Genomic DNA, 11,856 nt, shown 5'->3' with positions numbered 1-11,856 from the left:
GCCATCGTGCGGGCATGGTCGCAGGTGGTTGAATGTGGCCGTGACGGCCGGATGGCCGTGGGTCGCAGCGCCGAGGCTTGCCACGTGTGGCTGGGTGCGCCCGGGCTCGCGACCATGCGGTGGCGGCCGGCCGGCCGAGGATCGCACATGACGTAGCAAGGCAAGGTGCTGGAGGTTCCGTGGACCTGTCCCTGTCGACCCGTTCAGTCGGCGATCGTACGGTCGTCGAGGTTGGCGGCGAGATCGATGTGTACACCGCCCCGAAGCTGCGGGAGCAGCTGGTCGAGCTCGTCAACGACGGCAAGTACCACCTCGTCGTCGACATGGAAGGCGTTGACTTCCTCGACTCGACCGGCCTCGGTGTGCTGGTGGGCGGTCTGAAGCGGGTGCGTGCCCACGAGGGCTCGCTGCGCCTGGTCTGCAACCAGGAGCGCATCCTGAAGATTTTCCGCATCACCGGCCTGACCAAGGTCTTCCCGATCCACACCTCGGTGGACGACGCGGTCAACGCGACCGACTGACGCGGCCGGGCCGGCCCGTGCCCGTGGTGGCCGGCCCGTTCGTCCCACGCGTCCGGGGTGCCGGGGCCTGCTGGCCCCGGTGCTTCCCGGCCGCCCAGGGGCCGGTTTCGCCGGCCCGCAGGGGCCGCATCGTCGGCCCCGGTCGGAGCACCCCGAAGGGGAGAGATGGCAACCGTCGAACTTCGATTCAGCGCGCTTCCGGAGCACGTGCGAACGGCCCGGCTGGTCGCCGCGGCCGTCGCGAGACGGGCCGGGGTCGACGAGTCGGTGCTCGACGAGGTACGGCTCGCGGTCGGTGAGGCTTGCTCCCGTGCGGTCGGCCTGCACCAGCGCGGCGGCATCGGCGGCACGGTTCGGGTCGCGTTGACCGACCAGGAGAAGCGTTTCCTCATCGAGGTCGAGGACGAGGCCGGCCCCGCCGCCGTCCCGGCCCCCGGCGCCGCCGAGGAGGCGGACCCGGACGAGGACACCCTCGGCCTCGCGGTGATCACCGGCCTGGTCGAGGACCTGGAGGTCACCAACGGCACGGACGGCGGCCTGATCCGGATGAGCTGGCCGGTCTCGGTCGAGTCCGTGGTGGTCTGAGGGCCCGACCTCCGGCGTGCCTCGTGCGGCCCCAGGTGATCCAGGCGCCGGCCCGGTTCTCGGCTCAGTCCTTGGGCCAGTCCTCGGGGCGCGTTGACACACGCTGTTGAACCTGGCGTTCCACTGCTTCCGGTGCGACCGGGTCCGATCGCTGATCGGACCCGTCGCGAAGAGGAAGCCCATGCGGATCCGCGTTCTGCGGCCGGGCGACAGGGCGGGCAGGACCAGTTGGTCAAGGTGAGCATCTGGGCGGAGAGGTCTACTTCGGCACGCCGGTCGGTGTGTTGCGCGCCTGAGCGGGGCCGGGCACCCCGGTGGGGCGACCCGGGGCCCGGGAACCGGGCGCCGGGCGGCGGGCGGCGGACATCGGCCGTGTAGGTTCGACGACCGAAGACGACCGAAACCGAAAGGCTCCCCCCGGTGAACAAGCGACTGCTGGCCGTACCCGTCCTCGGCGCGCTGCTCGCGTTCGGCGCCGTCGGCTGCGGCGGCGACGACAACGGCAAGCAGCTGGAGTCCTGGGCGTCGAACGTCTGCGGCTCGGCCAAGGACCCGATCGTCCAGGCGCAGGCCGCGCTCGCCGACACCGCCCAGGTGAAGACCGGCGAGACCCCGACCGAGCTGCAGAAGCGGCTCTCGACGGACATCGGGCGCCTGGCCAAGACCAACCAGGACATCGCGGCGGCCATCACCGCGGCCGGGGTGCCCAAGGTGAAGGACGGCGCGAACCTGCAGAAGGACGCCGTCGACGAGTTGACCAAGGCGGCCGACGGCTATCAGGACATCCAGAAGAAGCTGGATGCCGTGACCAACACCGACCAGTCGAAGTTCGCGGACGGGCTGCGCAGCATCTCGGACCAGATCCAGCAGCTGGCCTCGCTGTCCACGCAGGCGCAGGGCAAGCTGCAGCGCGGCGACCTCGGCGCGGCCATGGCCAAGCAGGACGGCTGCAAGCCCGCCGCCGCGGCCCCGGGCGGCGCGTCCGCCACCCCGAGCGCCGGGGCGCCCGGCGGAACGCCCACGCCGGGCGCGACGGACGGCGCGAGCCCGTCGACCGCCCCCTCCGCAGGCACCGACACCACCCCGGCGAGCCCGCCCGCCGCCCCGCCGACCACCCCGACCACCCCCGTGCCCAGCGCGAGCTGAGCCCGGGGCCCGGCGGGCCGGCCGCTCCGGCGCCGGTCCGGAGGGTGCCCGGCCCGGCCCCCGATCCGCCCTCGATCCGCCCCGGACCCGGCGGCCGCCCGGTCCGGGGCGGGGGACAATGGCGGGGTGATCAGTAGCCCCGTTCTCGACCAGACCCGCCTCGCCAAGCTGCGTGAGGCGCTGCTCGTCGCCTCGTTCACCGCCGATGGCTGCCTCGACCTGCTCGGGCCCACCGGCTATGCGGCGTTGGCCCGTAGCGAGGCCGTGCCGGCGCTGCGGGCGACCAGGGGCGGCAGCCCGCTGGAGACGCTGGTCCGGCTGTTCCTGCTCCAGCAGCCGGTGCCGTACCGGGCGGCCGCGGCCGCGCTGCCGGTCGAGGACTGCCTGGCCGACGGCTGGCTGCGCTCCGACGGTGAACTGGTGCGGGCGACGGTGGACGTCCGGCCGTACGCCAACGAAGTGGCCGGGATGGACAGTTCGGACGCCTGGGTGGTGTCCGACCTGGGCTGCGCGGTGGGTGGCGCGGGCGGCATCGGATCCGGCGAGACCGCGCACGGGGTGGCCCGCAAGGACCTGGTGCTCGGGGTCGGCGGCGCGTCGACGACGCTGGCCAACATCACCGTGCGCCGTCCGGTCCGGTCCGCGCTGGACCTCGGTTCGGGTTCCGGCGTGCAGGCGTTGCACGCGGCCCGGCACGCCGGGCAGGTGACGGCCACCGACCTGAACCCGCGCGCGCTGCGCTTCTCCGAGCTGACCCTGGCGCTGTCCGGTTTCGAGCGGCGGGAGGCGCTCACCGGCAGCCTCTTCGAGCCGGTCGGGGAGCGCCGGTTCGACCTGATCGTCTCCAACCCGCCGTTCGTGATCTCGCCGGCCGGCCGGTTCACCTACCGCGACGGCGGCATGGCCGGCGACGACCTGTGCCGCAGCCTGGTCCGCTCGGCCGCCGACCACCTGGAGCCGGGCGGCTACTGTCAGTTGCTCGCCAACTGGCAGCACGTCAAGGGCGAGGACTGGCACGAGCGGCTGGCCGGCTGGGTGGCGGGCACCGGGCTGGACGCCTGGATCGTCCAGCGGGAGGTCCAGGACGTCGCCCAGTACGCCGAGTTGTGGCTGCGGGACGGCGGCGATCACCGCGGTCCGGGCGGCGACTACCAGGCCCGGTACGGGGAGTGGCTGGACGCCTTCGAGGCGGGCCGGGTCGAGGGCGTCGGCATGGGCTGGATCACTCTGCGGGCGAGCGGCGCGGAGCGCCCGACCGTCCGGGTGGAGGAGTGGCCGCACCCGGTGGAGCAGCCGCTGGGCCCGCACATCGAGGAGTGGTTCGACCGGCAGGACTTCCTGCGTTCGCACGACGACGCGGGCCTGCTCGCGACCCGTTACGTGCTGGCCGACGAGGTGGTTCAGGAGCAGGTCGGCGAGCCGGGCGCGGAGGACCCGGAGCACGTGATCCTGCGTCACAACCGGGGCATGCGGCGGGCCACCAAGGTGGACACGGTGGGTGCCGGTTTCGTCGGGGTCTGTGATGGTTCGCTGTCGGCGGGCGAGATCGTGGACGCCATCGCGCAGTTGCTCGGCGAGGACCGGGTGGTCCTGCGGGACCGGGTGCCCGAGTCGCTGCGGCTGCTGACCGAGCAGGGGTTCATCCGCCCGGCGGGCTGACCCGGCAACCTGACCCGGCAACCTGACCCGGCAACCTGGCGCGGCGCACCTGGCGCGGCGCCTCGGGGCCATGCGCCCGGGCGCGGCGCCCCGGCGCGATGCCCGGCGCGGCACCCCCGGCGGGGGCGGTCGGCGCCGGTTCACCTTCCCGTACTCCCCGGTTCGTCCAGCGGTCTCCGGTCGGCCGCCGCGCGTTGGCCCCCTGCTGTGAGGCTCTGTCCACAGGCTGTGGACAGAGCTGGGGAGCCGGGGGCCAGGGGTGGACACGACGACGGCGACGGTGGGCGGGCTGGTGCTCGCCCTCTTCGGTGGCGTGCTGCTGCTCTGGTGCGCCGCCGAGGTGCGCCTGCGCCACCGGGTCCGCCGCTCGGGGGCGTCGGCGGTGGCCACGGTCGTGGCCGAGGACGAGGCGCACGGCCAGCTCGACAGCGCCCCGCTGCTCTCCTTCTCCGTCCTGCCCCCGGTCGAGGGGGCCGGGGCGGGCCGGATCGCCGAACTGGTGCTCACCCGTCCGCGCGGACACACCCCGCTGCGCCGTCCGGACCGCTTCACTCCGGGCGCCCCGGTGCGGATCTGCTACGACCCGCGCCGCCCGAGCCGGGTGGTGCTGGCGGCCGGGGAGGTCCGCCGGGCCGCCGTCGCCGACCTGCTGTGGAGCGTGCTCGGTATGGGTTGTCTGGCGGCGGGTGCCGGGCTGCTCGCGGCGGTCAACGGCTGAATCCGGGGCGTGCGCCCGGCCCCGGTCGGGCTCGCCGGGAACCGGTGGCCGGCGCTCTGCGGAGGCCTCGCTGCGGCTCTCCGCAGGGTCGTCGATATTCCGTTGACAGATTTTGAAATCCGTCATTCCATCCTCCGGAACCCGCCGAAGCCCCCCTCTACGGGGCGCGAACCTCCGTCATCGGGTTACCGTTCGAGTGGCGTCGGCGAGCCCGGCAAAGTGAAAACGCGGGATCCTTCCGTTTGACAAGGGTGGCCGGGGTACGGTCACACTCCGCTGGTGGGGTCGTCGTACAGCGGCAGCCCCGGGATGGTGGAGGGGTCGGGCGGAGCGCAGCCCGTGCTGCCGGCGCCGACCAGCCCACATAAGGACCGGGAGAGAAGAGCGAAGGTGTCCCCGAGCAGCGAGACCGCGCACGGACAGCGACTCGTCATTGTCGAGTCGCCGGCCAAGGCGAAGACGATCAAGGGCTACCTGGGCCCCGGCTACATCGTCGAGGCGAGCGTCGGGCACATCCGCGACCTCCCCAGCACCGCGGCGGAGGTGCCGGACAAGTACACCGGCGAGGTGCGCCGCCTCGGGGTGGACGTCGACCACGACTTCGCCCCCATCTACGTGGTCAACGCGGACAAGAAGTCCCAGGTCAGCAAGTTGAAGTCGCTGCTCGCGGAGTCCGACGAGCTCTTCCTCGCCACCGATGAGGACCGCGAGGGCGAGGCCATCGCGTGGCACCTCCAGCAGGTGCTCAAGCCCAAGGTGCCGGTGCACCGGATGGTCTTCCACGAGATCACCAAGACGGCGATCCAGGAGGCGGTGGCCAACCCGCGCGAGCTCAACCAGCGCCTGGTCGACGCCCAGGAGACCCGCCGCATCCTCGACCGCCTCTACGGCTTCGAGGTCTCGCCGGTGCTGTGGAAGAAGGTCATGCCGAAGCTGTCGGCGGGCCGGGTGCAGTCCGTCGCGACCCGGCTGGTGGTCGAGCGCGAGCGCGAGCGGATCGCCTTCCGCACCGCCTCGTACTGGGACCTGGTCGGCACCTTCGGCACCGGCCGCACCCCGGCCGACGCGGCCAACCCGGAGACCCTCGGCGCCCGGCTCTCCTCGGTGGACGGCAAGCGGATCGCCACCGGCCGCGACTTCGGCTCGGACGGCCGGTTGAAGGCCGGCAGCGCCAACACCCTGCACCTGGACGAGCAGGCCGCCCGGCAGCTGGCCGCCGCCCTGGAGCAGACCGCGTTCAGCGTCCGCAGCGTCGAGTCCAAGCCCTACCGCCGCTCGCCGTACGCGCCGTTCCGCACCACCACGCTCCAGCAGGAGGCCAGCCGCAAGCTGGGCTTCGGCGCCAAGCGGACCATGCAGGTGGCCCAGAAGCTGTACGAGAACGGCTTCATCACCTATATGCGTACCGACTCCACCACGCTGTCGGAGACCGCGATCTCCGCCGCCCGCGCGCAGGTCACCCAGCTGTACGGCGCCGACTACCTGCCGGACGCCCCGCGCACCTACGCCAGCAAGGTCAAGAACGCGCAGGAGGCGCACGAGGCCGTCCGCCCCTCCGGCGACCGCTTCCGCACCCCCGCCGAGACCGGCCTGACCGGCGACGACTTCCGGCTCTACGAGCTGATCTGGATGCGCACCGTCGCCTCCCAGATGAAGGACGCGGTCGGCCAGTCGGTGACCGTCAAGGTCGGCGGCGCGTCCGCGGACGGCCGTGACGTCGAGTTCTCCGCCTCCGGCAAGATCATCACCTTCCACGGCTTCCTCAAGGCCTACGTCGAGGGCGCGGACGACCCGAACGCCGAGCTGGACGACCGCGAGCGCCGGCTGCCGCAGGTCGTCGAGGGCGACCCGCTGGCCGCCGAGCAGCTCACCCCCGAGGGCCACGCCACCAAGCCGCCGGCCCGCTACACCGAGGCCTCGCTGGTCAAGGAGCTGGAGGACCGGGAGATCGGTCGCCCCTCCACCTACGCGTCGATCATCGACACGATCATCCAGCGCCGGTACGTGTTCAAGAAGGGGACGGCGCTCGTCCCGTCCTTCCTCTCCTTCGCCGTGGTCAACCTCCTGGAGAAGCACTTCGGCCGGCTGGTCGACTACGACTTCACCGCCAAGATGGAGGACGACCTCGACCGGATCGCGGCCGGCGAGGCCAAGTCCGTGCCGTGGCTGAAGCGCTTCTACTTCGGCGAGGGCGACGGCCACGCGACCGGCGGCGCCGCCGAGGCCGGCAACGGCGACGGCGACCACCTGGGCGGTCTGAAGGAACTGGTCACCGACCTCGGCGCGATCGACGCCCGGGAGATCAGCTCGTTCCGGATCAGCGACGGCATCACCCTGCGGGTCGGCCGCTACGGCCCGTACGTCGAGCGCGCCTCCGAGGTCGAGGGCGAGCCCGGCCAGCGCGCCGACATCCCCGACGACCTGCCGCCGGACGAGCTCACCGTCGAGCTGGCCGAGGAACTGCTGGCCAAGCCCAGCGGCGACTTCGAGCTCGGCCCGGACCCGGTCAGCGGCAACATGCTGGTCGCCAAGGACGGCCGCTACGGCCCCTACGTGACCGAGATCCTGCCCGAGGGCACGCCCAAGACCGGCAAGAACGCGGTCAAGCCGCGCACCGCCTCGCTGCTGAAGACGATGTCGCTGGACGCCGTCACCCTGGAGGACGCGCTGCGGCTGCTCTCGCTGCCGCGCGTGGTCGGCGCCGACGCCGAGGGTGTGGAGATCACCGCGCAGAACGGCCGCTACGGCCCGTACCTCAAGCGCGGCACCGACTCCCGCTCGCTCACCAGCGAGGAGCAGATGTTCACGGTCACCCTGGAGGAGGCCCTGGCCATCTACGCCCAGCCCAAGCAGCGCGGCCGGGCCGCCGCCGCCCCGCCGCTCAAGGAGCTGGGCACCGACCCGGTCAGCGAGCGTCCCGTCGTGGTCAAGGACGGCCGCTTCGGACCGTACGTGACCGACGGCGAGACCAACGCCACGCTCCGCAAGGACGACGAGGTCGAGACCATCACGCCGGAGCGCGGCTACGAGCTGCTCGCCGAGAAGCGGGCGCGCGGGCCGGTGAAGAAGACGGCGAAGAAGGCCCCGGCCAAGAAGGCGACCGCCAAGAAGGCGACGGCGACCAAGACCGCGGCCACCAAGACCGCGGCCGCGAAGAAGACCGCCGCCAAGAAGACCGCGACGAAGGCGACGGCGACGAAGGCGACCGCGGCGAAGAAGACGGCGGCGAAGAAGACCGCCGTCGGGAAGGCCGCGGCCACCGACGAGGGCTGATCTCCTCCGGATCTCCTCCGGATCCTCCGGCAGGGGCTCCGTCGGTGCCGCTGCCGGTGCCTTCGCCAGTGCCTTCGCCGGCGTCTCCGCCAGTGCCCCGCCAGCGCTCACGGGCCCGCGACCCCACCCCGGGGACGCGGGCCCGAGGCCGGTCGGACGGTGTGCGCGGAACGTCACAACCCGGTGATGAGCGGGATCCGGAACCCCGTTCATCTCATTCCGGTCAACCCCAGCCCGCTACGCTGACCGTATGACGAGCGAGGAGCAGCCCACCCCCAGCGCCGCCCCGGCCGCCCGCGACGCCACGTCCGGGCTGCCCGAGGTCGCGCCAGCCGGGACCCCGGTCGACCGGGCTCGCGCGCTGCTGCGGACGCGCCCCTACCGGCGCCTGTGGACCACCCAGCTGATCGGCGGCACCGCCGACCGGCTCGGCCTGTTGGCGCTGCTCGCGCTCACCGTGGTCGCCGTCGCCCTCGGCGGCCAGTTCGGCGACCTGCCGCGCAGCCTCGCCTTCGCCGTCACGGCGGTCCTCGCCGTCCGGCTGGCGGCCACCGGGCTGGTCGGCGTCGCGCTGCTCGGGCCGGTGCACCGGCTGGTCGCCGGCCGGCTGGACCGGCGCTGGACGCTGTTCGGCGCCGACGCGCTGTGCGCTCTGTTGATCGGCCTCGCCCCCTGGTGGACCGTCTGGCTGGGCTCCGGCCCGAAGCCCTCCGGCGGCGCCGCCTACGTCCTGCTCGCCACCGTGTTCGTCACCGGTGCCGCCGAGCGGGTCCGGGGGATCGCCAAGGACGCCGCCGTCCCCGGGCTGCTGCCGCCCGCCGATCCGTACGCCCCCGCCGCCGAGCAGCGGCCCGCCGCCGCCCACCTGGACACCGTCCGGAGCATCGACCGCTTCACCGGCTGGGCCACCCTGCCGCTCGCGGCCGCCGGCCTGGTCGCCCTCACCCTGCTGAACAACATCGGCGCGGCGCTCGGCTCGGACTGGCTCCGCGCCCACCAGGTCACCTTCGCCGCGCTCGGCGCGGCCGGCCTGTTCGCCGCCTCGGCCGCCCGCGACTACCTCCAGCAGCTGCCCGTCGGCCCGGTGACCGTCGCCCCGCACTCGCCGCTGCAGGGCCTGCGCGCCCCCACCGACGCGACCCCCGGCCCCGCGCTGAGCAAGGGCCGCACCGGCAGCGCCCCGTACTTCACCTTCGCCGTCGCCGCCGGGTACGCCTCGATGGCCGGCGTCGCCGCGCTCGCGCTGCTCACCGCCGCCGAGCACCGGGCCGGGCCGATCGGCTACGGCCTGCTGGTGCTCGCCGCCACCGCGGCGCCCGCCCTCGGCTCCCGGCTCACCCGGGCCACGCTGCCCGCGCTCTCCCGCCGCCGCCTGCTCGCGCTGGCGCTGCTCACCGAGGGCGTGGCGCTGATCCTGGCCGGGCTGGTGCTGGACTTCGTCCTCGTCCTGGCCCTCACCGTGCTGGCCGGCCTCACCGCCGGGATCGTCGTCTCCGCCGGGCGCACCCTGCTCGGCCAGGAGGTCGAGGAGGCCCGGCTGCCGAAGGTCACCGAGCACCTGTACGCGGTGCTGCGGGTCGTGGTCGGCGCCGCGCTGGTCGTCGTCCCGCTGATCGCCGCGGCGTACGGGGACGTCGAGTACGGCGCGGTCGAGCCCGGCTCGTTCACCTTCATCCACGGCGGCGCGGCTCTTGCCGTCGCCACCTCGGGGCTGCTCACGCTCGTGCTCGCCGCCGTCGTCCTGCTGCGGACCGACGACCGGCGCGGCACCGCGCCCTTCGGCCGGGACCTGGTCGACGCGGTGCGCGGCGCCGTCGGTCCGGCCCCGCGCCAGGGCGCCGGCACCGGCTTCTTCATCGCCCTGGAGGGCGGCGACGGCGCCGGCAAGTCCACCCAGGCCCAGGCGCTCGCCGAGTGGATCCGCGGCAAGGGGCACGAGGTCGTGCTCACCCGCGAGCCCGGCGGCAGCCCGGTCGGCCAGCGGCTGCGCGGCCTCGTCCTGGACGTCGGCAACACCGGCCTGTCGCACCGCGCCGAGGCGCTGATCTACGCCGCCGACCGGGCCGAGCACGTCGAGAACGTCATCCGGCCGGCCCTCGCCCGCGGCGCCGTGGTGATCACCGACCGGTACATGGACTCCTCCATCGCCTACCAGGGCGCCGGGCGCGACCTGGCCGCCACCGAGGTCGCCAGGATCTCCCGCTGGGCGACCGGCGGGCTGCTGCCCGACCTGACCGTCGTCCTGGACGTCGACCCGACCAGGGCCCGGGAGCGCTTCACCGAGGCGCTCGACCGGCTGGAGTCCGAGCCCACCGAGTTCCACCAGCGGGTCCGGGCCGGCTTCCTCGCCCTCGCGGCCGCCGACCCGGCGCGCTACCTGGTCGTCGACGGCAGCCAGGCCCCCGGCTTCGTCACCACCGCGATCCGGCACCGGCTCGACCGCGAGCTGCCGCTCTCCGAGCAGGAGAAGGCCGCCCGCGCCGAGCAGGAGCGGCTCGCCCGTGAGGAGGCCGAGCGCCGCGCCGCCGAGGAGGCCCGCAAGAAGGCCGAGGCCGAGGCCGCCGAGCGCAAGCGGCAGGAAGTGCTGGCGCAGCTGCGGGCCGAACAGGCCGAGCAGGAGCGGCTGGCCAAGGAGGAGGCCGAGCGGGCCGCCGCCGAGGCCCGGCGCAAGGCCGAGGAGGAGGCCCGCCGCCGGGCGGAGGAGGAAGCCCGCCGCCGCGCCGCGGAAGAGGCCGAGCGGAAGGCCGAGGAGGACGCCCGGCTGGCGGCGGAGGCCGCCGAGCGCAAGCGCCTCGCCGACGAGGCGGCCGCCCAGGCGGAGCTCCAGCGGCAGCGCGAGCTCCAGCGCGAGGAGCAGCGCCGCCGGGCGGAGGAGGCGCTGCAGCGGGCCGAGGAGGCCCGGCTGGCGCAGGCCGCCGCGCTCGCGGCCGCGGCTGCGGCGGCGCAGACGACGGCGGATCGGGCGGCGGCGGGTTCGGCTGCTGGTCAGGCCGCTGGTCGGACCGCCGGTCGGGCCGCCGGTTCGGCTCCCGGGGATGCGGTGACCACCGAGCTGCGGGCCGTCCGGGACGTCCCGGGGGCGGGGTCCGTGGGCACTCCCGGGCCCGGTGGGACCGACGAGGCGACGCGGGAGCTGTCGCTGCGGGACAGCCGGGCGGCCGTCCGGGCGGCGGAGGCCGCCGACGCGACCGCCCAGCTGCCGGTCGTCCCGCCGACCGCCGTGGACGAGACGGCCGTGCTGCCGAAGATCACGGAGGAGGCGGACCGGACCGCTGTGCTGCCGAGGGTCACGGAGGAGACGGACCGGACCGCTGTGCTGCCGCGGGTCGAGCCGGGGCGTCCGGCGCCGGAGCGTCCTGTGCCGGGGCGTCCTGTGTCGGGGCGTTCTGCTCCGGAGCGTCCGGCACCGGGCCGGGTGGAGCCGGGCCGCACGGGAGCGGGCCGTACCGAGGACCGGGTGCCGCCGGGGCTGTGGCGCGAGGAGCCGGTGGACAGCACCCGCGAGCTGCCGGTGGTCGGCGACGAGCCGCCGCCCGCCGACGAGTCGCAGGCCACCGCCGAGCGACCCCGGCCGGAGTGGGCCGAGGAGACGCCGATGGACGACCTGCCGAGCCTCACCGACACCCTGCTCGGCTCGCGTGACGAGTGGGCGCGCTGGAATCACGGCGGCCCGGCCCCGCAGGACCCGCGTGGCGGCCAGGACCGGCCCGCCCCCGGTGGCGACCGGGGCGAGGGCGGCGGCAAGGGCAAGGGCCGTCGCTGGGGCCGTCGGGGCTGACCTCGGGCTGCGGCGGTACGGACGACGGTCGACGGTAGGACAGCGGTACGGACGGCGGGTCGACGGTAGGACGGCGGGCGTCGTCGTCGGGGTGGAGAGCCCCGGCGGCGCCGCCCGTCGCCGTCGGCGGCGGGGCGCCTCCTCCGGTGGTGGGGCGGCGCCTCCTTCGGCGGCGG

The 11,856-nt window shown here is 74.5% G+C and carries 7 protein-coding genes; all 7 read left to right on the top strand.

The features are described 5' to 3' along the window. Positions 1–179 precede the first annotated feature (179 nt). The gene (bldG, locus tag ACIQVZ_RS26915; protein WP_049659132.1) at positions 180–521 is read left to right on the top strand and encodes an anti-sigma factor antagonist BldG; all 342 of its coding nucleotides are present in this window, start codon (positions 180–182) and stop codon (positions 519–521) included. Between the two features lie 165 nt (positions 522–686). After that, a complete protein-coding gene (locus tag ACIQVZ_RS26910; protein ID WP_350882018.1) occupies positions 687–1,106 on the top strand; it encodes an ATP-binding protein in 420 nt (139 codons plus the stop codon). A 420-nt stretch (positions 1,107–1,526) separates the two neighbouring features. Beyond that, positions 1,527–2,252 carry a hypothetical protein gene (locus ACIQVZ_RS26905; RefSeq protein ID WP_350882020.1) on the top strand — a complete coding sequence of 242 codons (726 nt, stop codon included), beginning with the start codon at positions 1,527–1,529 and terminating at the stop codon, positions 2,250–2,252. 126 nt (positions 2,253–2,378) lie between these two features. Next, positions 2,379–3,911 carry a methyltransferase gene (locus ACIQVZ_RS26900; RefSeq protein WP_402453327.1) on the top strand — a complete coding sequence of 511 codons (1,533 nt, stop codon included), beginning with the start codon at positions 2,379–2,381 and terminating at the stop codon, positions 3,909–3,911. A gap of 259 nt (positions 3,912–4,170) precedes the next feature. Next, on the top strand, positions 4,171–4,629 hold the full coding sequence (locus tag ACIQVZ_RS26895) for a DUF3592 domain-containing protein (RefSeq protein WP_350882024.1): 459 nt from the start codon (positions 4,171–4,173) through the stop codon (positions 4,627–4,629). Between the two features lie 390 nt (positions 4,630–5,019). Continuing rightward, positions 5,020–7,902 carry a type I DNA topoisomerase gene (gene topA / locus ACIQVZ_RS26890; protein ID WP_350882026.1) on the top strand — a complete coding sequence of 961 codons (2,883 nt, stop codon included), beginning with the start codon at positions 5,020–5,022 and terminating at the stop codon, positions 7,900–7,902. A gap of 250 nt (positions 7,903–8,152) precedes the next feature. Next, the gene (tmk, locus tag ACIQVZ_RS26885) at positions 8,153–11,680 is read left to right on the top strand and encodes a dTMP kinase (RefSeq protein WP_402453326.1); all 3,528 of its coding nucleotides are present in this window, start codon (positions 8,153–8,155) and stop codon (positions 11,678–11,680) included. The last annotated feature ends 176 nt before the right edge of the window (positions 11,681–11,856 follow it).

Origin of the sequence: Kitasatospora sp. NPDC098663 (genome assembly GCF_044760075.1) — a bacterium.
Classification (GTDB): Bacteria; Actinomycetota; Actinomycetes; order Streptomycetales; family Streptomycetaceae; genus Kitasatospora.
This window is presented reverse-complemented; position numbering and strand designations above follow the sequence as displayed.